A 22,421-nucleotide genomic window follows, 5' to 3' on the forward strand; every position below is an offset into this window, starting at 1 on the left:
TCCGAATAATTGCCTCTTGGCACAGGGGTACCATGCCTCAGACGTCCCAGTTGCTTCGCAGCCGTCTCTATGATCTCCAGCTTCTGCCGCCACTGCCGGTATCAGCGCAGGAGATCCTGCGCGTGTTCGCCGACGATTCCGCCGATCTTGAAACCGTGGAGCGGGTCATTGCACTGGACCCCGGTCTTGCCGCGCGCATCATCGGGCTCGCAAACTCCGCTTATTATGGCCAGCAGGGCCCGGTGCTGAACCTGCGGGCAGCCATCATGGTGTCGCTTGGCATGAACACGGTCAAGGGGCTTGCCCTGGCAATGGCCATGGCGCAGAGCTTCCGCCTGCACTCGGGGACCCACTTTTCGACAGAGCGCTTCTGGCTGAACACCGTAACCACGGCGCGAGCCGCCAGCATCCTGGCCGAGTGCCTGATTATCGAGCTGGAATCCGGGCACATGAGTGGGTCCGCAGAGACTGCAGCCGCTGGCAATCCCGCACCCCAGGCCTATCTGGCGGGCCTGTTCCATCAGCTCGGACTGGCCGCCCTGGCGTATCTGGATCTTGCCGCGCTGGATGATGCAATCGCGCAGGCCGAGGCGGGTGACGCAGATCTGTCCGTCTGCGAGACCCGCGTGCTGGGCATGACGCATCAGCAGGCGGGATTCGTGCTTGGCAGGTCCTGGCAGCTTCCCAAACCGGTACTGGCCGTCATCGCCCATTATCACGAGTCGGCTTATGCCGGGCCTTATCAGCGCTGGGTGCAGCTTGTGCACCTGGCCAGCCGTCTGGCGAGCTGGCTGGAGCTTCCCGCCCCGCCAGAGGCCGAACTGGCGTCGCTCGGTGCCATCATGGATGATTTATCGCTGCAGGCTGGGGATTTTTCGGACGCCCTCGATCGGCTGCGTCGGGAACAGGAATCCTTGTTGCTGATGGTCCAGGCAATCATCGGAGGGCCTGCATGAATGCCGATGTTCCCGCGCTGATGTCAGTGGAAGGCAACCTGCAACTCCTCAAGGATCTGTCTCTCCTGAGGTCCTTCTCCGAGCTCGATCTTTTCCATCTCGATCAGGAAAACCTGCTGTATTCGGCCCTGAAGCTCTGGATAGACAATATTGGTGTCGAAAGCGGATGCGTCTGTCTGCGTGATGGTAAAGAATGGCTGCCCATCGCCAGCCTGAGCTGGGACCTGGATGCCGGTTACCTCAGGAGCAGCCCGGCATTCCTGCAGAAACTGACCGAAGACACTTCATTGCTCGACAGTGAGGCATCAGAAGCCAGCCTTGTGAGCCGGCAGGAGGGGGGCTTTCTCCTGCTGCCACTGCGCTGCAATCAGCAGGTGCTGGGCATGCTTGGACTGTTCCATTCACAGCCCGGATTCCTGCGCGAGGAGCACCGGCGGCTTGGCGTGATCTTTGCCAATCTGCTGGCGCGCGCCATGCAGTTCGGGCGCATGGCCCGTGACATGCAGCAGGAAGTCTCCCGACGGATGGCATCGACGGATGCGGTCATGCAGGAAACCCTGCAGCTCAAAAGAAAGTTCGAGCGGCTTTCCTTCATGGATGAGCTGACCCAGTTGCACAACCGGCGTTACTTCATGCAGGAGGCCCGGCTGGCCTTGGCGCGCGATCTGCGCACCGGCACGCCCTTTACGCTTTTGCTGCTGGACCTCGATCATTTCAAGCGGATCAACGACCGCTACGGGCATGTGACCGGCGATGCCGTGCTGCGCAGCGTGGCCGACTTCCTGAAATCACGTGTACGTAAAACCGACATCCTGGCGCGCCTGGGTGGCGAGGAATTCGCAGTCGCCCTGCCGGGGACGGATACTGCGGGTGCCAAGCGGATGTGCGTATCCTTGCTTGAAGGCCTGCGCCAGCAGGGTTGTCACGGAGACGAAGGCGTGGTGGTGCGGGTTACCTTGAGCATTGGCATGGCCAGCAGCGCTGATCTGGACTTCGTGGATGGTGAAATGGACCTCGAGCGTCTCTATCAGCTATCCGATCAGGCCCTGTACTCGGCCAAGCAGGGTGGTCGGGATCAGTGCTGCAATTACAGCGAAATGAGCATCTGCCACTTATAGCTTGGCTTTTCCGGTAAGCCGCAACAGGGCGATGTCCTTGCCTGAATAAAGCTCCCTCTGCTCCAGCAGCAGGTAAGCCTGCGTGCCAGGTTCGAGCTGGCTGGCCAGCGTCCGCAATTGCGCAGCGGGCAGGGCCAGATAGACAGGCCTTCCCATGTCGAGCAGGCGTTTCAATGCCTGCATGTCCTGTAGCTTGACGACCCCCTGATCACCCTTTCCGCCATAAAAAAGAAAGGAGGGCTGGAACCAGTGCCAAGTGGCCAGGGTATAGGGTTCACCCTTTTGCAGGCCTTGGATCATCTGCCCGAAGTTCCTGGACGGCTTCGCCACCTCCAGTTGTGGCAAGGCATAAGCGACCAGCACGAGGGTGAGCACCACCCCGGATAGTGTCACGCCGGCCAGGGCCGCGGATGTCTGCCTGCGCCAGATCAACAGTAGGCCCGCCAGGCCGGCCAGCCCAAAGGGCAGGCCAAGCAGCCACAGGTTCGTGATGCCGGGGATGCTTTTGGGCAGATACAGTTCGCCGGCAACGGACAGTGCCACGCCGATCAGCAGGAGCACGGTAAAGGAAAGTGCCAGGCCTGCCTTTTGAAAAGGCAATTCACCGCGCAATGCCTGCGTCATGCGCCAGGCAATCAGGATGAAGAGTGGCGGATAGGCCGGCCAGATGTAATTGGGCAGCTTGGTGGCCGCCAGGCTGAAGAAGGCGATCCAGACCAGGGCCCAGAGCAGCAGAAAGGCCTGCGCCGGTGCCGCTTCGATCATTCGCGGCCCGTATTGGCGAAATGGCGCCACAAGCGCCTGAGGCAGCAGGATCGACCAGGGCAGCAGGGCCAGGGGCAGGGTCAGCAGGTAGAAAAAGACGGGCCCCCGGTGGCCTTCCATCGGGTTGGAAAAGCGGCTGAGATTGTGGGTACCGAGAAACTGGCTGAGCCACTGGCCCTCGCTCTGCCACCAGACCAGCCCATACCAGGGCAGGGCGATCAGCAGAAACAGCGGAATGCCCAGCGCGAGATGCGTCTCTCGCCAGAGATGCGGCAGGTCGCGGCGCCAGGCCAGAAACAGCACGATGATCAGGCCGGGCAGCAACAGGCCAATCGGTCCCTTGGCCAGCACGGCAAGGCCAAGCGCAGCGTAGCTGATGAGATAATCCCGGCGCCGCGTCTCGGCATGCAGATAGCCGTTGATCCAGCTCAAAAGCCCCAGGCTGCTGAAAAAGATCAAGAGGGGGTCGGGTACTGCCGCCCGGAAGATGACCTGGCTGTGCAGGGCGGTGGCGGCAAGGATCCCCGCGATCAGGCCGGTGCGGGCATCGAAGAGGCGTCTGGCCTGCCAGGCGACGAGCAGCACCAGCAGGGCGCCAAACAGCACTGCCCCGGCCCGCAGCCCCCATTCGTTGAAGCCCAGTATCCGGGTCATGCCCGCCATCACCCAGTAATTCAGGATGGGCTTGTCCGGTCGCAGCTCACCGTTGAAGGTCGGCACGATGAAATCCTGCCGGGCAAACATCTCCTTGAGCGCCTGGGCGTTGTTGGGCTCGTCGATGTCCCACAGGGAATTGTGGCCGGTGCCCATGCCAAACAGCAGCAGGGCAAACACAAACAGCAGCAGGCTTTCCTTGAGGAAGGGTCGGTTCATGGATGGCCTAGCGCTCGCCCTTGAGGACCCGGGCTTTGTCGCGCTGCCACTCGCGGTCCTTGATGGTGGCGCGCTTGTCATGCAGTTGTTTGCCGCGCGCCAGGCCGATCTCCAGCTTGGCACGTCCCTGTTTCCAGTACATGGCGGTCGGCACCAGGGTATAGCCGCGGCGTTCCACCTGGCCGATCAGGCGGTTGATCTGCTGACGGTGCATCAGCAGCTTGCGGGTGCGCAGGGGATCGGGCTTGATGTGCGTGCTGGCAGTGGGTAGTGGCGAGACGTGCGCGCCAAACAACCAGAGCTCGCCATTCTTGACCATGACGTAGCTCTCCTTGAGGTTGATGCGACCCGCACGGATGGACTTGACCTCCCAGCCTTCCAGCACGAGACCGGTCTCGAAACGCTCCTCGATGAAGTACTCGAAGCCTGCCTGCCGGTTCAGGGCGATGGTGGATTCACTCATAGGGGTCTGATCTTCGGATTGCCAGCGAAAGCCGTCCATTGTAGAAGAGTTATTCAGGAAGTCATAGTGAAAAAGCCGTCCTGGGGAGTGCGATGGCAAGAGGAAAACGTGGATACTGGCATGAGCTGCCTGGCTTTCGCCTGTATTCGGAAATGCCGGAGATCGCCGCTGCGCTGGAGAGCTATCTGCTCGAAGCCCGTGAAGAGATCCTGCTGGAGATCTATATCTTCGAGGCGGGGGACTGGCCCGGGCGGGTCATGGATATCCTGGAAGCCAAGGCCCAGGCGGGCCTGCGGGTGCGCGTGACGCTCGATGCCATTGGCTCGATGGCCTTCCCGCGTGCCTGGTCCGAGCGCCTGGAAGCGGCCGGCGCTCAGGTGATCTGGTTCAATCGCCTGAAGTTCCTGCATCTGCGGCGTACCATGCGCCGCACTCATCGGCGTATCCTGGTCATCGATGGCGAGCTCGCGGTAACGGGAGGTTTTGCCATTGCCGATGACTGGCTGACCGGTGCCCGGACCGGGCGGCCCTACCGGGATCTGATGATCGCCTTTCAGGGACCGCTGGTGATTCAGATGCGCACGGCCTTTGCCAGCGTGCATCCTCATGCGCTCGCGCCCCTGCGCGGTGGCAGGCCTGTGCTGGAGGCCGGCACTGGTCTGGGTCGGGGGCGCCTGCTGATCAATGCCCCGCCAAGTCGCACCATGATCCACAAGCGGCTGGTCGCTGCCATCCGTAGCGCCCGCCGGGAGGTCTGGATTGCGAGTCCCTATTTCAACCCGGACTTCTGGGTGCGCCGGGCTTTGTACCGCGCCGCCCGCCGTGGCGTGGACGTACGCATCCTGCTGCCCGGTGCCCTGACGGATCATCCGATTTTGCGTTACGGCAGCAGGCGTTATTATCATAAGATGCTGACTGCCGGCATTCGCATCTTTGAATACACGCCGGCTTTCTTGCACAGTAAGTGTGCAATCGTGGACGGACGTTGGGCGTCCGTCGGTTCCGCGAATCTGGACCTGCTGAGTCACTGGTTCAACCGAGAACTGAACCTGGAATGCCGTGGCCGGCCACTGGTCAGTCTTCTCGTTGCGCTGTTTTCGCGAGAACTGCGCCTTTCCCGGGAAATCCTGCTGCAGGACTGGCAGATGCGTCCCTTCTGGGAGCGTCTGCTGGAAGAAGGGCTTGGCATTGTTGATCGCCTTTTGCAGCGGCGTACCCTGGCTCGTTACCGACGATAAGGACAGATCATGTTCAAAGTACAAAAATCAGCCATCCTGCCCTATACCCCGGCGCAGGTCTTTGCTCTGGTCGAGGACATTCCGGCCTATCCGCAGTTCCTGCCCTGGGTGGGCGGTACCCGTGTGATCAGCCGCAGCGATGATGAAGTCGTGGCGGAAATCACGGTCGCCCACGGCAGCCTCAACAAGGCTTTCACTACCCGCAATCTGTACCAGCGTCACAAGATGGTGCAATTACGCCTGGTCAATGGACCTTTTCGCACCCTGGAAGGATTCTGGCGCTTCGAGCCGGTTCGCGGTGGCACCCGGGTCAGCCTGGACCTGCAGTTTGATTTCGCCAGCCGCCTGCTTGGTATGATGCTCGGTCCCCTGTTCCGGCACGCCACCGAAACCATGGTGGGCGCTTTCCAGAACCGGGCCCGTGCCCTCTATGGCCAGGCCCAGGTTCCACCAGACCAGATTCCGAGCGAGGCCTGAGCCATGAAAGTGGAAATCGCGTATGCCGAGCGCCATCAGCAATGGCTTTTGATGGTGGACCTGCCCGAGGGCAGTACTGTGGCCGATGCCGTGCAGCGTTCCGGCATCCTGGATAAGGCGCCGCATCTGGATTACGGGACCTTGAAGGTCGGGATCTTTGGCAAGGCCACCAAGATGGACCGCGTGCTGCGTGATGGCGATCGCGTCGAGATCTACCGGCCCTTGATTGCCGACCCCAAGCAGGTTCGCGCGGAGCGGGCCAAGACCGGCAAGATCCGCAAGACCGACAGCGAGCCGGTCGAAGGCTAGGGTGTTTGTGGCTTGAGATCGCCTTCGGTGCGTGTCAGCCTGCCCTCGTCGTCGAAAAAGACGCTCAGATGCTTCTGCTGGCGGCTGCCATAGGAAGGTTTGAAGCTGTACGCGTAGTCCCAGCGCTTGGCATGGAAGGGGTCGGCAAGCGCGGGCGTGCCGAGCAGATTGCGGACTTCCTCACGGCTCATGCCGGGTTTGAGCTGCTGTACCTGGCTTTCCTTGATGACATTGCCCTGCTGTACATCCACCCGATAGAGATTGCACCCGGTGAGTGCCGCGCTGGCCAGCACGGTACCCAATACAACGCTGTTGAGCCTGATCTTCATAAATTTCTGCTCGCCCTCCCGGTCAAATTCATTACAATAGCGGAAAACGGTTTCCACCGAGGATTGTCCCATGCAGAGACTCGATAGTGAAGATTTGAAAAAGGCCGGCCTCAAGGCCACCCTGCCGCGCCTGAAAATCCTGCGCATCCTGGAAAGCAGCGATGCGCGGCATCTGACTGCCGAAGAGGTCTACCGGCACCTGCTGGATGCCGGCGAGGAAGTCGGGCTTGCCACCGTCTATCGCGTGCTGACCCAGTTCGAGGCCGCCGGTCTGGTGAAACGGCATCACTTCGAAGGCGATCGCTCGATCTTCGAACTGCACGAGGGCGGGCACCATGACCATATGGTCTGCACCGCCTGTGGCAAGGTGATCGAGTTCCTCGACCCGGCCATCGAGGAGCGTCAGCGGCAGATCGCCGCACAGCACGACTTCGTGATGAGCGAGCATAGCCTCTACCTGTATGGTACATGCCGGGGCATGCGCGAGCGCGGGGTCTGTTCCTATGTCACCAGCCCGGGGAGCACCAGGGCCGGCGAGCCGGTCTAGCCCGTCAGCAGTGCCGGACTGTCTTTTTCCGCCATCTCCAGCATTTCCATCGCCATCGCCCGCGTCTGCTCGGTGATCTGAACCCCGCCCAGCATGCGCGCCAGTTCCTCTCCACGCGCCTTCCTGTCGAGTTGCCGGATCAGGCTCTGGGTATGTTCCGCCAGCAGGGTCTTGCTCACCTGCAGGTGCTGATGCCCCTGGGCAGCCACCTGCGGCTGATGGGTGATGCAGAATACCTGCTTTTTCATCCCGAGCTGGCGCAACTGCCGCCCGACGATCTCCGCCACAGCACCTCCCACGCCGACATCGACCTCATCGAATACCAAAGTGCCTACCTCGCCAAGCCCGGCCAGCACCACCTGAATGCCGAGGCTGATGCGTGACAGCTCGCCGCCGGATGCCACCTTGGCCAGCTCGCGGGGCGGCTGGCCGGGATTGGTATTCACCAGGAAGCTGACCTGATCCAGGCCCTGCGCCCGGTAGCTCGACTCATCCTCAGGGTTTGCGGCCCGGACCTCGACCTGAAAGCTGCCGCGTGGCAAGCCCAGCTGCTGCATCTGGCCGGTCACGGCGGCCCCAAAGGATTCGGCCGCCTGCTGCCGTGCCCGGCTGACTTGGCTGGCGGTCTTGCGATAGGCCAAAGCCGCCGTGGCCAGCCGGTTCTCGGCCTGGGCCAGGGCTTCGGAAAGGTTCTCCAGGGAATCCCGCTCGGTCACCAGGGCGTCGCGCTTGGCCAGCAGTCCGGCATAGTCGCAATGATGCTTGCGCAGCAGGTTCTGGATCTGGTTCAGACGCTCGATCACCTCATCGAGCCGGCCCGGGTCGCTTTCCAGATGGCCCAGATAGTTGCGTAGTTCCGTCGCTGCCTCATCCACCTGAATCAGGGCGTCATCGATCAGGGTCAGCACCGTGCCCAGCCGGGCATCCACGCCGCTCATGTCACCCAGCTGGCGCGAGAGCGTGCCGAGAATGTCGCTGACCGCGTGCTCGCCTTCATAGAGCTGATCCAACGCCCGGCTGGCAGTGGTCTGCAGGTCATGGGAGGCGGACAGGCGCAGCCGATCCTGTTCGAGGGTGTCCAGCTCATCTGGCTGGGGATTGATCTGCTCCAGTTCTTCAAGCTGGTAGCGGATCAGTTCCAGCCGCGCTTCGCGGTCCTGCTGGCTCTGGCTGAGGCTGGCGAGTTCGGTCCTGCATGCCTGCCAGGCCAGATAGCGGGCGCGTAGATCCTGCAATTCGGCGCCCAGGCCGGCATAGGTATCCAGCAGCTCCCGCTGTACCTCGGCCTGCAGGAGGCTCTGATGGGCGTGCTGGCCATAGATGTCGGCAATGCGGTCGCCGATCTGCTTGAGCTGCTGCAGCGGCACCGGCCGGCCATTGACGAAGGCCCGCGAGCGCCCGTTGCTGTTCACCACCCGCCGCAACAGGCAGCCGCCTTCCTCGTCGAGCTCCAGACTTTCCAGCAGTTGCAGTACCGGGTGGCCGTCCGGCAGGAGAAACTCGGCGCTGATGTCCGCCTGCTCGGCGCCATGGCGGACCATGCCGGCGTCGGCCCGTTCCCCCAGCACCAGGGACAGGGCATCGACGATGATGGACTTGCCGGCGCCGGTCTCGCCGGTCAGGACGGTGAGGCCGGCGGCAAGATCGAGATGCAGTTTTTCGATGATGGCGAAATCGCGAATACTTATGTGGCTGAGCATGGAAGGTCAATCATCGCCGATCTGTTCGGCCCAGTGGAGTTTCTGTCGCAGGAGCTGGAAGTGATCCGAGCCCAGCGGGTGGATGAAGCTGGCAGAGCAGGGCGAGCGTGCAATATGGATCTGATCACCCTCGCAGAGGTTGATGGTGCTGTGACCATCGAAGCTGACCTGGGCCGGGTTGTGCCGCAGATCATTGATGCAGATGCGCACCGTCGACGTATCCGGAATGACCAGGGGCCGATTGCTCATGGTGTGCGGGCAGATCGGTACCAGCAGCATGGCGCCCATGCCCGGATGCATGATGGGGCCACCTGCCGAGAGCGCATAGGCGGTGGAGCCCGTTGGCGTGGAGATGATCAGGCCATCCGAGCGCAGCTTGAAGGCAAAGGTGTCATTGATGTGGGTGTCGAATTCGACCATGCGGGCAAAATTGCCCTTGTGGACCACGATATCGTTCAGGGCCGGCGCATTGCTCAGCACATAATGGCCTTCCCGCCAGATGCTGCCCAGCAACAGGGTGCGCTGATCCACCTCATATTGTCCGGCCAGGATTTCCGGCAGCATGGTCTCTATCTCTTGCAGCGAGACATTGGCCAGAAATCCCAGTCGTCCCATGTTGATGCCCAGCAGCGGTACGCCGAAGAAACAGAAGGTCCGGGCCGCGCCCAGCAGGGTACCATCGCCCCCCAGCACGATGATCAGGTCGCAGGCCTGACCCATCTGGTCGCGGGCCAAGACGCGGTGCGCCGGCGTGCCCTGGTCGAGATAGCTGGCGCTCTCGGCTTCCAGTACGAGCTCCAGACCGAGATCATGGATGACGCGCGCAAGCTTCTGCAGACAGGGCCCCGAGGAGGGGTCCTGATACTTGCCCATGAGGCCGATGGTCTTGAAAGGTGTGCTCATGTCCAAAAGCTAACATGGGGCCGCGATTTCGCCAAGAAAATCCAGGTGCCGGAATTACAGGTGCCGGAATGGGGCCAAGGACGGGCTTTTCTTGACACCCGCTGGCCTGCTTGCTAGTTTTTGGCACTCTAGCCATGAGAGTGCTAAAGCGCCATGAGTCAGGGCAACAGTTCCATAACCGAGCACCAGCGCGCCTTTGCCCAGGTCGATGAGCGGGCCCGGCACCTCCTCAAGACCCTGGTGGAGCGCTACATCGTGGAAGGCCAGCCGGTGGGCAGCCGCCAGCTCGCCCGCGATGCCGGCCTGCAGCTCAGTGCCGCAACCGTGCGCAATGTCATGGCCGATCTGGAGGAGATCGGGCTGGTGGTCTCGCCGCACACCTCGGCCGGCAGGGTGCCGACCCAGCTTGGTTACCGCTTCTTCGTGGACATGCTGATCCAGGTGCGGCCCCTCAACGAGAATCGCAGCCAGGCCCTGCTGGAACAGCTCGGTAGCGGGCCGGCCAGTCCGGGGACCGCTGCCCAGGTGGCCTCGCAGGTGCTGTCGCACCTCACCCGCATGGCCGGTTTCGTCCGGGTGCCCAAGCGTTCCCAGTCGGCCTTCCGGCATATCGATTTCGTCGCGCTGGGGCAGCAGCGCATCCTGGTGGTGCTGGTCACCCACACGGGGCAGGTGGAAAACCGCATTATTCAGATCGAGCGTCCCCTGTCGCCAGGCGAACTGGTGCAGGCCGCCAACTATTTCAATGAGCGCTATGCCGGATTGCCGCTCGGCGAGGTGGCCCGGATGCTGCAGGCCGAGTTGCTGCAGGCCCGCAATCAGCTGGATTGCATCCTGCGCAGTGCCATGGAGATGGGCCAGGAGGTCCTGAATCTGCGTGATGACGAGGTAGTCATCGACGGTGAGTTCAACCTGCTGGATGCGCCGGGCCTCGATAACCTGCAACAGTTGCGCGATCTGATGGAGACCGTGCGGCGCGGTGAGGATCTCATCCACCTGCTCGACGAGAGCGCGCGCGCCGACGGCATCCGCATCTTCATCGGCGAGGAGTCCGGCTTTGCCTCCATGAGCCAGTTCAGTCTGGTCACGGCGCCCTATCAACTCGATGGCCAAGTCGTGGGCGTGCTTGGCGTGCTCGGCCCGACCCGCATGCCCTACCAGGACATCATTCCGCTGGTGGATTGCACGGCGCAACTGCTGTCCGGCGCCCTTTCGACGAAATAGGACTTGAAAAGCCGGCACGCCTTCCCCATCTACAGTTCAAACCTGGAAATCGTCACATATCGAGGGAGCAAGGGGCAATCATGACAGACGTCAATGAGACAGCAGGTCAGGAGCAGATGCCAAACGAGGATGCTGGCAACGCCGCCATCGACTGGGAAGAGAAAGCCCGGGAAAACTGGGAACAGTTTCTGCGCACCCGTGCCGAACTGGAGAACATCCAGAAGCGCAACCAGCGCCAGCTGGAAGATGCGCACAAGTACGCCATCGAGCGCTTCGCCCGCGAGCTGCTGCCCGTCAGGGACAGCCTGGAGATGGCCCTGGCTTCCGAGAGCAATGCCGGCAACGCCGAGCAGTTGCGCGAGGGGGTGCAGATGACCCTGAACATGCTGACCCAGGCCTTTGAGAAATTCGGCATCCAGTTGATCGACCCCGAGGGGGAGCGTTTCGACCCGAACCGCCATCAGGCAATTGCTGCCGTGGAGGATGAGGGTGAGCCCAACCGCGTGCTGCAGGTGCACCAGAAGGGCTACTCGATCAGTGACCGTCTGTTGCGGCCCGCGATGGTTTCGGTATCCAAGGCGGCTGGCAATCCGGGCTAGGATGCCATCAAGAGACTAAATTCATAAAATCCTTAAGGAGCAGACAATGGCAAAGATCATCGGCATCGACCTGGGAACCACCAACTCCTGCGTCGCCATCATGGAAGGCGAGCGGGCGAAAGTCATCGAGAACAGTGAAGGCCGGCGCACCACGCCGTCCATCGTCGCCTTCGGCGAGGATGGCGAGATCCTGGTCGGCGATGCCGCCAAGCGTCAGGCGGTCACCAATCCGGAAAACACGGTCTACGAGGTCAAGCGCCTGATCGGCCGCAAGTTCGAGGATCCCGAAGTCCAGAAGGACATGAAGCACGTCTCCTACAAGATCGTGCGCGCCGACAATGGCGATGCCTGGGTGGAGGTGCGCGGCAAGCGCTATTCGCCGCAGGAAATCTCGGCCATGGTCCTGAAAAAGATGAAGCAGACCGCCGAGGATTACCTGGGCGAAACCGTGAGCGAGGCCGTGATCACGGTGCCGGCCTACTTCAATGATGCCCAGCGACAGGCCACCAAGGATGCCGGTCGCATCGCCGGTCTGGAGGTCAAGCGCATCATCAACGAGCCGACCGCGGCCAGTCTGGCCTTTGGCGAGGACAAGAGCCCCAACGACAGCAAGATCGCCATCTATGACCTGGGCGGTGGCACTTTCGACGTATCCATCATCGAGATCGCCAATGTCGAGGGCGAGCACCAGTTCGAGGTACTCTCTACAAATGGCGACACCTTCCTTGGCGGCGGCGACTTCGACAGTCGCCTGATCACCTATCTGGCCGACGAGTTCAAGAAGGAGTCCGGCATCGACCTGCGCAATGACCGTCTGGCCCTGCAGCGCCTGAAGGAAGCGGCGGAAAAGGCCAAGATCGAGCTCTCTTCCAGCCAGCAGACCGATGTCAACCTGCCCTTCATCACGGCGGATGCCACCGGACCCAAGCATCTGAACATCAAACTGACCCGCGCCAAGCTGGAGTCGCTGGTGGAGGATCTCATCGAGCGCAGCATGGGCCCCTGCCGCACCGCCCTGAAGGATGCCGATCTTTCCACCAGCCAGATCACCGACGTGATCCTGGTCGGCGGCCAGACCCGCATGCCCAAGGTGCAGGAGGCGGTCAAGGATTTCTTCGGCAAGGAGCCGCGCAAGGACGTCAATCCCGACGAGGCGGTGGCCATCGGCGCGGCCATCCAGGGCGCGGTGCTGTCGGGCGAAAAGCGCGACGTGCTGCTGATGGACGTCACCCCGCTGTCCCTGGGCATCGAGACCCTCGGTGGCGTGATGACCAAGCTGATCGAGAAGAACACCACCATCCCGACCCGCAAGTCGCAGGTCTTCTCCACGGCCGATGACAACCAGACGGCGGTGACGGTGCATGTGCTGCAGGGCGAGCGCGAGATGGCGAGCGGCAACAAGTCCCTGGCCCGTTTCGATCTGACCGACATCCCGCCGGCCCCACGCGGCATGCCGCAGATCGAGGTGACCTTCGACATTGATGCCAACGGCATCCTGCATGTGTCGGCCAAGGACAAGCAGACCGGCAAGGAGCAATCCATCAAGATCACTTCCAGCTCGGGCCTGTCCGAGGAAGAGATCCAGCGCATGGTCAAGGATGCCGAGGCCCATGCCGCCGAGGACAAGCGCGCCCGTGAACTGGTGGATGCCCGCAATGAGGCCGATGCCCTGATTCACGCCACGCGCAAGACCCTGAGCGAGCAGAGCGACAAGGTGCCGGCCGACGAGAAGGCCAAGGTCGAGGAAGAACTCGGCAAGCTGGAAACGGCCATGAAGGGCGACGATCTGGACGCCATCCGCAATGCGGTGGCCACCCTGGCCGCAGCCTCGCACCGGCTGTCCGAGCAGGCCGCGCAGGGTGGGGCTCAGCCCCAGGGTGCCGCGGGAACCGGTGGCAAGGCCGGTGCAGGTGCCGACGATGTGGTCGAAGCCGAGTTCGAGGAGATGGACAAGAAGTAATTTCTCGAAACAGGCTGGGGCCAGCCAGAAGCCGGGACGGAGGCTGGCCTCCGTCCCTTTTTATTGCAAGAATGTCGATCCAGGCCAGTCTGGCTGCATGATGGAAAGCGGTTATGTCCAAACGAGATTATTACGAAATTCTGGGAGTCGGTCGCAGTGCGTCCGATGTTGAACTGAAGACCGCCTATCGGCGTCTGGCCATGAAGTACCACCCGGACCGCAATCCGGATGACCCGCAGGCCGAGGAGCATTTCAAGGAAGTCTGCGAGGCCTACGAGGTGCTTGCTGATGCCCAGAAGCGTGCCGCCTATGACCAGTTCGGGCATGCCGGCGTGGGCGCAGGCGAAGGAGGATTCGGCGGTGGTTTCGGTGGTTTTGGCGGGCTCGGCGATATCTTCAACGATATTTTCGGCGATGCCTTCGGCCGCGGTTTTGGCGGCGGGCAATCCCATCGCGGTGCCGACCTGCGCTATAACCTGGACCTCTCGCTCGAAGAAGCCGCGCTCGGCACCGAGGTCAAGATCCAGGTGCCGTCCTCGGAAAGGTGTGATGTCTGTGAGGGGACCGGCGCCAAGCCGGGCACCAAACCAGAGACCTGCGTCACCTGTGGCGGCATGGGTCAGGTGCGCGCCAGTCAGGGTTTCTTCTCGGTCACCCGTACCTGCCCAAGCTGCGGTGGCCTGGGTACCCTGATCCGCAATCCCTGCACCAATTGCCAGGGCAATGGCCGGGTCGTGCGGGAAAAGACCCTGTCCGTGAAGATTCCGGCGGGCGTGGATACCGGCGACCGCATTCGCCTCTCCGGAGAGGGTGAGCCAGGAGAGCGTGGCGCGGCGCGGGGAGACCTCTATGTGCATATCCGTATCCGGCCGCACCCGATCTTCAAGCGCGAAGGCGACAATCTGACCTGCGAGGTGCCCATCAGCTTTACCCGGGCGGCCCTGGGCGGGGAACTGGATGTGCCCACCCTGGAAGGTGGCGCCAAGCTCAAGATCCCGCATGGCACGCAATCGGGGCAGATATTCCGGCTGCGCAACAAGGGCATCAAGGGCGTACGCAGCCAGGTGCCCGGCGACCTTCTGTGCCGGGTGAATGTCGAGGTGCCGGTCAACCTGAGCGAGCGTCAGCGCGAGCTGCTGGAGGCCTTCGAGGCAGAGAACGATCCCCAGGGGGGGCAGACGCCCCAGGGCAGTAGCTGGAGCGGCAAGGTCAAGGACTTCATGGAAAAGATGGGATTCTGATGGTGAGAGTCGGAGTAACCGGCGCGGCCGGACGCATGGGGCGGCATCTGATCCAGGCCGTGACGCAACAGGAAGGGCTGGTGCTGGCCGCAGCCCTTGGGCGACCTGGTGGCAGCTATCTGGGGACTGATGCGGGATTGCTTGCCGGGGGGGCGCCCCTGGGCGTGCCGGTGGTGGACAGCCTGCACCGGGTGCTGGATGCGCTGGATGTTGTCATCGAATTCACCACGCCATCGAGCACGCTGGCGCATCTTGAGGCCTGCCGCAATGCCGGCAAGGCCATGGTGATCGGCACGACCGGCTTCGATGCCGCGCACCGGCGCATCATCGAGGAACATGCCCGCCATATTCCGCTGGTTTTCGCGCCGAACATGAGCGTTGGCGTGAATGCCCTGTATGGCGCGCTGCGGCAGATGGCGCAGGTGCTCGGCGAGGAGTATGACGTCGAGATCATCGAGGCCCATCACCGCAACAAGGTCGATGCGCCTTCCGGTACCGCGCTGGCGCTGGGCGAGGTCGTCGCCCAGGCGCTGGGCCGCGATCTGAAGTCCGTGGCGGTGTATGGCCGGGAAGGCATTACCGGGGTCCGGGACAGCAAGACGATTGGTTTTTCAACCATCCGCGGTGGCGACATCGTCGGGGATCACACCGTGATGTTCGCAGGTCCCGGCGAGCAGGTGGAGATCTCGCACCGGGCCAGCAGCCGCATGAACTTTGCCCGCGGTGCGGTACGCGCCGCCGCCTGGCTGGCGGGCCGCCGCCCCGGTCTGTACGACATGCAGGATGTGCTGGGATTGTCAGGGAAGTAGCGACTGAGCCCGTATGCCAGGGTAAAGCTATGACCCTTGTCCCTTTGGGCTCTTGGTCGGATTAACGGCCCTGCCAGTTCGCAGCATGCTTAGACCATCGAAGAGGGATGTCTGGTCCTGAGGGACCACGGGCCTGGCCCGTTCGTCACGACTAAGAGAGGTCAGCATGGATAGACAGGCCACCGGCGTCCAACGCATGGAGCTTCGGAGCAGTCCCCGGAAATGGGCAAAGGTTCAGGTTTACCTGTTTTATAAAGCCTTTCCGGCCAGACAGTGCAAGTTGCAAAATCTCAGCAGCAATGGGGCCTTCCTGGAAGCCCGCCTGCCCCTGTATGCGGTGAATGCGCCGGTGCAGGTGCTGTTCGTATTGCGCAAGCAGAACGTGATCCGCCTGTACCGCATCCGTGCCCGCGTGGTCCGGGTGACGGAGGATGGGACGGGCCTGATGTTCTCTCGCCAGGCAAGTCGGTTCGGGCGCCGGGGCTAGCCTGGACGCCCGTAATCAGGCGCGGCCCTTATTGCAATAGCCTCGAAACCAGCAAACTGATGAAGCAGGACCGGCTCGGCGCCAGGGCCAGCGGTGCAACATTGGCTTTGTCGCCGCTATCCTTGACAAAAAACCCTTTTCGAACCACCTTTAGTGCTATACAGCCGTAAAAAAGGCCCCTGCAGGCCGGCGTACGCAACTGCCCGCGGTAGACCGCAGTGACTGGTCGGGTCTGGCATTATCTGAAAGGGCAGGCTTTGAGTTCTTCCTTTGATTTGTCCGGCACGCTGCCGGACATCGTGAACTATGCTCTGAGCCTGGATATTTCCGGCAAGCTGCCGATCATCGACGCACACGGAAATGTTGGCTGGCTGCTCTTTGCCGACCGGCGCCTAAGAAATGTCTGGCTTGGAGACCACTCCGGCGAGGCGGCGCTGCAGGCGCTCGCAACCGGTAGCCAGATCAATTGCAGTTTTGATGCCAAGCCTGGAGAAAGCAGCGGGCCGCTCTGTCTGGACTACGAGGGCCTGCAGCAGGTCCTGGCGAAGTTGGAGAACTCGGGTAAGCTGGAATCTGCAGCCAGTCTGGAGCGGGAACAGCCTGCGCCGCCGGCAAGGCCCCAGCGCAACCTGCCGGAAAGTAGTACGCGTTTTCCTCAGGTGCCGACGGATCTTTTTCCCAATGACAAGGATGTCCTGCTTTTCGGGGTCATCATGGGCGCGCGGGCGCAGGTACACGCGTCCAATCTGCCCGAGGGGCGGGTGCAGAATCCCGCGGCCCTGCTCAAGCAGATCCTGAGGTTCGCGGTGAATACCCAGGAGATGGCAGGTTTTCTGCCGGCTCCGGACAGCAGCGAGACCAGTCACAAGCTGATCATGGAGATTCCGGGGTATCTGCTCGGGGTGTCCCAGGAAAAAGACATGCCCTGGACGCTTTTCGTTGTCTGCAGGAAACCTGAATACCTGGGCCATACCTTTCTGCTGGCACGGCTCGACGCCTTGCACCAGCATGTGCATGTGAATCCGGAGGACCGCTCATGAGCAATCTTGCCGAGGCGGATGTCGCCAGCACGAAGCGGCAGCGCCCGAAAATCGTTTTTACCGGGACAGTGGGCGCCGGAAAGACCACGGCACTCAAAGCCATCAGCGATATCGCGCCGGTGACCACGGATGTGCGCGCCTCCGAGGACGAGGTAGCCGCCATCAAGGACAATACCACGGTGGCGATGGACTATGGCCATCTGGTGCTGGCCAGCGGCGTCAAGGTGGATCTCTACGCCACGCCCGGCCAGGAACGGTTTTCCTTCATGTGGGAGATCCTGGGGCGAAACAGCGCGGGTCTGATTTTGTTGTCCGATGCCAGTCGTCCCAATCCCATTGAGGATTTCCGTTTCTTCTGGCAGCGTTTTCAGCCGATCGTCAAATCAGCGCCCGTCGTCGTCGGGCTGACAAAGACCGACTGCCAGTCTCCCGAGCTGGTGGAAGCCCTGCAGGATCAGATCCGGCGTGACATCCCCGGCGCCGGTGCCATGGCAGTCGACGCGCGCAACGCCGTTGACATGAAAAAACTCGTCTTTTCCCTGCTGCTTCGCATCGATCCCGCGCTTCTGCGCTGACTCATCCCTGTTTCTGCGACTGCCCCGATGCCGACCCGGCAGACTGGATCAGCATCGGTTGTACTGCCTTCCACACCGACTTGACGATGATGCGTTGACCTGCGGCGTTGGGGTGAATGCCGTCATCAAGATTCAGAGCGAAATTGCCGGCCACGCCCTCCAGCAGGAAGGGCAGGAAAGCGGTCTTGTGCGCGCGGGCAAGGTCCGGATACATCTGCTGGAACTTCCGGGCATAGGCGGAGCCATAGTTAGGTGGAATGCGCATGCCAACCAGCAGAACCTCGGCCCCGGATGCCTTGGACATCTGGATCATGCGTTCCAGATTGTTCTTGGCCTGCGATAATGACAGACCCCGCAAGGCATCGTTGGCGCCCAGTTCCAGAATCACCAGACGGGGCTTTTCCCGGGCCAGCAGGGCGGGCAGGCGGGCCAGTCCGCCTGCCGTGGTTTCGCCACTGATGCCGGCATTGATCACGCGATACTTCATGTTCGCTTGATCAATCTGCTTTTGCAGCAGCGTTGGCCAGGCCTGATCCCGATCCAGACGATAGCCCGCGGTGAGACTGTCGCCGAAAGCAAGAATCACGGGCCGGGTCTGGGCTTCAGCCGGCAGGCTGAAAAAGGAAAACAAGAAAAAACTCATCAGGACAGGCCAGTGCATGGCAAAATGTCTGTTCAATCTCATGGAGCAGCCTTTTGACGAAGATATTGGAAGTTCGTCATCTCTCGAAGGTGGTCAGCGAACGTGGTTCTGAGCTGGTTTTGCTGGAGGATATCAATTTTTCGCTGCGGGCCGGAGAGGTCGCTGCCATACAAGGACCCTCGGGCGCCGGCAAATCCACCCTGCTGGGGTTGCTCGCTGGCTTAGACCTTCCGACTCGCGGACAAGTTTTGCTGGAAGGCCAGGATATTTTCGCCCTGGATGAAAATGCCCGGGCCAGTCTGCGCGGCCGGCTGATCGGTTTCGTGTTCCAGTCCTTTCAATTGCTTCCTGCACTTACCGCTCTTGAAAATGTGATGCTGCCGCTGGAACTGGCCAACCGGCCCCAGGCGCGCCTGCGCGCCCGGGACATCCTTGCGCGGGTAGGGCTGGAGCATCGCCTCGGGCATTATCCTGCGCAGTTGAGCGGCGGCGAGCAACAGCGGGTGGCCGTGGCCCGTGCCTTCGCCATCGAGCCGCCGCTGCTGCTGGCCGATGAGCCCACCGGTAATCTCGACCAGCAAACCGGCGAGCGGGTCATCGAACTGCTGTTCTCATTGAACGCCGAGCGCCAGACCACGCTGGTGCTGGTGACCCATGATGCCCATCTGGCTGCGCGTTGCGAGCGCCAGTTGCGAATCGATAACGGGCATTTGCTGGAGCCGACATGAGTTCGCCTGCCCTCAGCCTGCGGCTTGCGTTGCGTCAGTTGCGTTCAGGCTGGCGGGATCTGCTCGGCCTGGTGCTGGCGCTGGCCATTGGCGTGGCCGCGCTGGTGGCGGTTTCAGCCTTTACCGACCGGGTCGCGCGGGGGCTGGCGCGGGACGCGGGTGCGCTGCTCGGGGCGGATCTGGTGTTGAGCGCCGGCCGCCCGCTGGCGCCGGAATTCGCGGACCGGGCCCGGCAACTTGGCCTGCAGTCGGTCAGGACCGTGGATTTTCCGAGCATGGTGCTTGTCGGGGAGCGTGACCGGCTGACAGAGGTCAAGGCCGTCAGCCCTGGTTTTCCCCTGCGGGGCCGGCTGCAGGTGCGTGATGCGGCTGGTCGGGCGTTGACGGGCATTCCGGCGCCAGGCACGGTCTGGGTGGAACCGGATCTGCTGAACCAGTTGCGCCTGTCGCTGGGGGATGGCATTGAACTGGGTGATCGTCGCATGCGTCTGGCAGGTGTCATCATCAATGAGCCCTCGCGCGGTGGCGGCATATTCACCCTGGGGCCGCGGGTCATGCTGAACCTGCAGGATCTGGCCAGCACCGGGCTGTTGGGGTTCGGTAGCCGTGCCCGCTATCGCCTGCTGCTTGCCGGCCCGCCGCAGGCGCTGGAAGGCTTCAGGAGCTTCGTCCAGCCACGGCTTGAACGTGACATGCGCCTGGAGGATGTCCAGAGCGCCCGCCCGGAACTGCGCATCACGCTGTCGCGGGCGCAGAATTTCCTGGGGCTCGCGGCGCTGACCGCCTTGCTGCTCTCCGGCATTGCCATTGCCACGACGGTGCGTAGCTTTGTGTCTCATCGCCTCGATGCTGTCGCCATCCTGCGCTGTCTGGGGGCCTCGACCGGCTGGATTCTCTCGACCTTCCTGCTGCAGATCCTGTTGCTGGGCGTGCTGGGCGGGCTGGCTGGCGTGGCGCTGGGTTATCTTTTCCAGGCCGTGCTGCCGCAACTGCTTGCGGGACTGCTGGAGGTCTCGCTGCCAGTGCCGGGCTTGCGTCCGGGGCTGATCGGGCTGCTGACAGGCCTCGCCAGTGTCATCATCTTTGCCCTGCCGCCCTTGTTGCGCATGCGCCGCGTGCCGGCCCTGCGTGTGTTGCGGCGTGACCTTGAGAGCAGTGGTCGACTGGATCTGCCGAGCCTGGTCGTGTACAGCCTTTCAGCGACACTGCTGGCTGGATTGGTGCTCTGGCAGGCCGGCGATCTGCGCCTCGGGCTCTATGTGCTGGCGGGCATGCTGGCCACCTTGCTGCTGCTGGCGATTGCCGGCAGGTTGCTGTTGCGCCTGATCCTGTCCTTGCGGCTGCTGGGCGGTATTGGGGCGCGTTTCGGACTGGCGAACCTGGCCCGGCCCGGCAACCAGAGTGTGGCGCAGATGCTCGCCTTCGGGGTTGCCCTGCTGGCGCTGCTGAGCATTTCGGTGGTCCAGCGGGATCTGCTGGCCGCCTGGTCGCATCGGGTGCCTGCGGATGCCCCCAACCGCTTTGTCATCAATCTGATGCCGGACCAGGTGCGGGCCTTCGGGGATTATTTCCGGGAGCACGACTTGCCCGCGCCCAAGGCCTATCCCATGGTCCGCGCCCGCCTGATAGCTATCGACGGCAGGCCGGTGAGCCAGATGCATTTCAAGGACCAGCGCGCCGAAGGGCTGGCGAAGCGCGAGTTCAATCTCTCATCAGCGCTCAGGCCGCAGGCAGACAACGTCATTACTGCCGGGCGCTGGTGGGGACCGCAGGACCGCCAGCGGTTGTGGTTGTCGGTGGAGGAGGGACTGGCCAACACCTTGGGGCTGCGGCTGGGTGATACCATGACCTACGATGTCGCGGGACAGAGTTTCACGGCGAAGGTGGTGAACCTGCGCCGGGTCAACTGGGACAGCTTCCATGTGAACTTCTTCGTGGTGATGCCACCGGGTTATCTGGACCGCATGCCATCCACCTATGTCTCCAGCTTTTATCTGCCACCGGAGAAGGAGAATTTCAGCGCCGGCCTGGTGGCGCGTTTCCCGAATGCCTCGGTGCTCGATGTCGAGGCCATCGTCCACCAGGTCCAGGACATCCTCGGGCGCGTAAGCCAGGTGGTGGGCTTCGTGTTTCTGTTTTCGCTGGCGGCGGGTGTGGTGGTGCTGTTTGCAGCGATCCAGTCCAGCCAGTGGCAGCGTCGCCGTGATGCCGCATTGCTGCGCACCCTGGGGGCGAAGTCGGCTCACCTGCGCCTGGCAAGCTTTACCGAATTTGCTGCCATCGGTTTTGCCTCGGGACTGATCGCAGCACTCGGGGCGACCCTGCTCACGGCCATCCTGAGCCGTGAGGTCTTTGACCTGCCCTTCAGCCTCAATCCCTGGATCTGGCTGCTCGGGCCTGCGCTCGGCGCGCTGGGCATCGGCTTGATGGGGCTATGGGCCCTGCGCCGGGTGATTGCCACGCCGCCCCTGCAGATCCTGCGCTAGGGCTGGAAGCTGGCTGCGGACAGGCTGGCGTGGGACAGCATGGCGCGGGCGATGGCGAGCTTTTTTTCCTGATCGCGGGTAAAGATGAAATCCACCGCAGTAGCTTGACCAGCCGGTGCTGGCGGGGATGGCTGGTCCAGCAGTCGGGCCAGGTGGCGGGCCAGGCCCAGGCTGCCATCGTGGATCTGGGTATCTGCCCCGAAAACGGCCCGGATCTCTGACTTGAGAAAGGCATAATGGGTGCAGCCCAGCACGACGCAGGGCGACGGACTGCCCTGAGGCAGCTGCGGGCGCACCTTCTCCTGCAGGTAGTCCCTGGCCGCATCGAAGGCGCCGGCCTCCACCAGATCGGCGAGCCCTGGGCAGGCAATGGGAAAGATCTGCCCGGCCCTGTCGGGGAAGCGCCCGATCAGTTGCTGGAGTTTGGGGCCGCGGATGGTCATGGCCGTGGCGAGTACGGCAATCGGGGCGCTGGTGTTGCTTTCCACAGCGGTTTTCAGGGCCGGTTCGATACCGAGGATGGGGATACTGGCGATCTCGCGGATGCTGCTGACAGCAGCACTGGTGGCGGAGTTGCAGGCGATCACCATGGCGGAAACGCCCTGTTCCACGAAGTGATGATAGATCTCGAGCGAGCGCGCGCGCACCCAGTCCGGTGACCTGTCACCGTAGGGAGCATTGGCTGTATCGCCGAAATAGAGGAAGCCGGCTCCGGGCAGGGTATCCATCAGGCTGGCCAGCACACTGAGACCGCCCAGCCCCGAATCAAAGACCCCGATCTTCAGGGAATGGGGTCCAGTACTCGAACTTTGGTCCTGCATCATGCAAATACGGCCATTTCCGGAGTCTAATCCTTGAAACTTGCGCCAAGGGGCGTTTACCATGCCCAATGCCTTGGATTTACGTCAATCCACCCTGCCACCACTGCGTCGCTTGCGGCGAAAGGAGTTC

Annotated in this window: 23 protein-coding genes; 16 read left to right on the top strand and 7 right to left on the bottom strand. The window is 62.5% G+C overall.

What is annotated here, in order from left to right; translation table 11 throughout:
• Positions 1–32: 32 nt before the first annotated feature.
• Both WOB96_RS05850 and WOB96_RS05855 read left to right on the top strand, forming a co-directional pair.
• Positions 33–956 carry an HDOD domain-containing protein gene (locus WOB96_RS05850; protein ID WP_341370344.1) on the top strand — a complete coding sequence of 308 codons (924 nt, stop codon included), beginning with the start codon at positions 33–35 and terminating at the stop codon, positions 954–956.
• Entirely contained in the window at positions 953–2,074 is a 1,122-nt protein-coding gene (locus tag WOB96_RS05855) for a sensor domain-containing diguanylate cyclase (protein ID WP_341370345.1), read from the top strand. The genes WOB96_RS05850 and WOB96_RS05855 overlap by 4 nt, the downstream gene beginning before the upstream one ends.
• Here WOB96_RS05855 and WOB96_RS05860 read toward each other — a convergent pair.
• Both WOB96_RS05860 and smpB read right to left on the bottom strand, forming a co-directional pair.
• Positions 2,069–3,712: an ArnT family glycosyltransferase gene (locus WOB96_RS05860; protein WP_341370346.1), complete on the bottom strand. Its 1,644-nt coding sequence runs from the start codon at positions 3,710–3,712 to the stop codon at positions 2,069–2,071. The two genes, WOB96_RS05855 and WOB96_RS05860, sit on opposite strands and share 6 nt — an antisense overlap.
• A 7-nt stretch (positions 3,713–3,719) precedes the next feature.
• Positions 3,720–4,175 carry an SsrA-binding protein SmpB gene (gene smpB / locus WOB96_RS05865; RefSeq protein WP_341370347.1) on the bottom strand — a complete coding sequence of 152 codons (456 nt, stop codon included), beginning with the start codon at positions 4,173–4,175 and terminating at the stop codon, positions 3,720–3,722.
• A 92-nt stretch (positions 4,176–4,267) separates the two neighbouring features.
• Between smpB and WOB96_RS05870 the strand changes: the two genes are divergently transcribed.
• From WOB96_RS05870 to WOB96_RS05880, 3 genes are read left to right on the top strand one after another with little or no spacing between them, the layout of a single operon-like run.
• Complete coding sequence (locus tag WOB96_RS05870; protein ID WP_341370348.1) at positions 4,268–5,413, top strand: phospholipase D-like domain-containing protein; 1,146 nt, start codon at positions 4,268–4,270, stop codon at positions 5,411–5,413.
• 9 nt (positions 5,414–5,422) lie between these two features.
• The gene (locus WOB96_RS05875) at positions 5,423–5,890 is read left to right on the top strand and encodes a type II toxin-antitoxin system RatA family toxin (protein ID WP_341370349.1); all 468 of its coding nucleotides are present in this window, start codon (positions 5,423–5,425) and stop codon (positions 5,888–5,890) included.
• A gap of 3 nt (positions 5,891–5,893) precedes the next feature.
• Positions 5,894–6,199 carry an RnfH family protein gene (locus WOB96_RS05880; RefSeq protein ID WP_341370350.1) on the top strand — a complete coding sequence of 102 codons (306 nt, stop codon included), beginning with the start codon at positions 5,894–5,896 and terminating at the stop codon, positions 6,197–6,199.
• On the opposite strand, the gene WOB96_RS05885 is transcribed toward WOB96_RS05880, so the two are convergent.
• The gene (locus WOB96_RS05885) at positions 6,196–6,528 is read right to left on the bottom strand and encodes an outer membrane protein assembly factor BamE (RefSeq protein WP_341370351.1); all 333 of its coding nucleotides are present in this window, start codon (positions 6,526–6,528) and stop codon (positions 6,196–6,198) included. The genes WOB96_RS05880 and WOB96_RS05885 overlap by 4 nt on opposite strands.
• A 70-nt stretch (positions 6,529–6,598) precedes the next feature.
• On the opposite strand from WOB96_RS05885, the gene fur reads away from it, so the two are divergent.
• Positions 6,599–7,075: a ferric iron uptake transcriptional regulator gene (gene fur, locus WOB96_RS05890; RefSeq protein WP_341370352.1), complete on the top strand. Its 477-nt coding sequence runs from the start codon at positions 6,599–6,601 to the stop codon at positions 7,073–7,075.
• On the opposite strand, the gene recN is transcribed toward fur, so the two are convergent.
• Both recN and WOB96_RS05900 read right to left on the bottom strand, forming a co-directional pair.
• Entirely contained in the window at positions 7,072–8,775 is a 1,704-nt protein-coding gene (recN, locus tag WOB96_RS05895) for a DNA repair protein RecN (protein ID WP_341370353.1), read from the bottom strand. The two genes, fur and recN, sit on opposite strands and share 4 nt — an antisense overlap.
• A 6-nt stretch (positions 8,776–8,781) precedes the next feature.
• On the bottom strand, positions 8,782–9,678 hold the full coding sequence (locus WOB96_RS05900; RefSeq protein ID WP_341370354.1) for an NAD(+) kinase: 897 nt from the start codon (positions 9,676–9,678) through the stop codon (positions 8,782–8,784).
• Positions 9,679–9,831: 153 nt separating this feature from the next.
• On the opposite strand from WOB96_RS05900, the gene hrcA reads away from it, so the two are divergent.
• From hrcA to WOB96_RS05940, 8 genes are all read left to right on the top strand, one after another.
• Complete coding sequence (gene hrcA, locus WOB96_RS05905; RefSeq protein WP_341370355.1) at positions 9,832–10,902, top strand: heat-inducible transcriptional repressor HrcA; 1,071 nt, start codon at positions 9,832–9,834, stop codon at positions 10,900–10,902.
• Positions 10,903–10,982: 80 nt separating this feature from the next.
• Positions 10,983–11,501 carry a nucleotide exchange factor GrpE gene (gene grpE, locus WOB96_RS05910; RefSeq protein ID WP_341370356.1) on the top strand — a complete coding sequence of 173 codons (519 nt, stop codon included), beginning with the start codon at positions 10,983–10,985 and terminating at the stop codon, positions 11,499–11,501.
• 46 nt (positions 11,502–11,547) lie between these two features.
• A complete protein-coding gene (gene dnaK, locus WOB96_RS05915) occupies positions 11,548–13,461 on the top strand; it encodes a molecular chaperone DnaK (RefSeq protein WP_341370357.1) in 1,914 nt (637 codons plus the stop codon).
• A 113-nt stretch (positions 13,462–13,574) separates the two neighbouring features.
• Entirely contained in the window at positions 13,575–14,702 is a 1,128-nt protein-coding gene (dnaJ, locus tag WOB96_RS05920) for a molecular chaperone DnaJ (protein ID WP_341370358.1), read from the top strand.
• Complete coding sequence (gene dapB / locus WOB96_RS05925) at positions 14,702–15,511, top strand: 4-hydroxy-tetrahydrodipicolinate reductase (protein ID WP_341370359.1); 810 nt, start codon at positions 14,702–14,704, stop codon at positions 15,509–15,511. Before dnaJ ends, dapB begins: the two co-directional genes overlap by 1 nt.
• A 166-nt stretch (positions 15,512–15,677) precedes the next feature.
• Positions 15,678–15,998 carry a PilZ domain-containing protein gene (locus WOB96_RS05930; RefSeq protein WP_341370360.1) on the top strand — a complete coding sequence of 107 codons (321 nt, stop codon included), beginning with the start codon at positions 15,678–15,680 and terminating at the stop codon, positions 15,996–15,998.
• 257 nt (positions 15,999–16,255) lie between these two features.
• A complete protein-coding gene (locus WOB96_RS05935) occupies positions 16,256–17,038 on the top strand; it encodes a hypothetical protein (protein WP_341370361.1) in 783 nt (260 codons plus the stop codon).
• A complete protein-coding gene (locus tag WOB96_RS05940) occupies positions 17,035–17,613 on the top strand; it encodes a GTP-binding protein (RefSeq protein WP_341370362.1) in 579 nt (192 codons plus the stop codon). The genes WOB96_RS05935 and WOB96_RS05940 overlap by 4 nt, the downstream gene beginning before the upstream one ends.
• A 1-nt stretch (position 17,614) precedes the next feature.
• On the opposite strand, the gene WOB96_RS05945 is transcribed toward WOB96_RS05940, so the two are convergent.
• On the bottom strand, positions 17,615–18,256 hold the full coding sequence (locus tag WOB96_RS05945) for an arylesterase (protein ID WP_341370363.1): 642 nt from the start codon (positions 18,254–18,256) through the stop codon (positions 17,615–17,617).
• 53 nt (positions 18,257–18,309) lie between these two features.
• On the opposite strand from WOB96_RS05945, the gene WOB96_RS05950 reads away from it, so the two are divergent.
• Both WOB96_RS05950 and WOB96_RS05955 read left to right on the top strand, forming a co-directional pair.
• On the top strand, positions 18,310–18,984 hold the full coding sequence (locus WOB96_RS05950; protein WP_341370364.1) for an ABC transporter ATP-binding protein: 675 nt from the start codon (positions 18,310–18,312) through the stop codon (positions 18,982–18,984).
• The gene (locus WOB96_RS05955) at positions 18,981–21,470 is read left to right on the top strand and encodes an ABC transporter permease (protein WP_341370365.1); all 2,490 of its coding nucleotides are present in this window, start codon (positions 18,981–18,983) and stop codon (positions 21,468–21,470) included. Before WOB96_RS05950 ends, WOB96_RS05955 begins: the two co-directional genes overlap by 4 nt.
• Here WOB96_RS05955 and murI read toward each other — a convergent pair.
• A complete protein-coding gene (murI, locus tag WOB96_RS05960) occupies positions 21,467–22,294 on the bottom strand; it encodes a glutamate racemase (protein WP_341370366.1) in 828 nt (275 codons plus the stop codon). The two genes, WOB96_RS05955 and murI, sit on opposite strands and share 4 nt — an antisense overlap.
• Between the last annotated feature and the right edge of the window lie 127 nt (positions 22,295–22,421).

The sequence above is a fragment of the Thermithiobacillus plumbiphilus genome, assembly GCF_038070005.1.
GTDB lineage: Bacteria > Pseudomonadota > Gammaproteobacteria > Acidithiobacillales > Thermithiobacillaceae > JBBPCO01.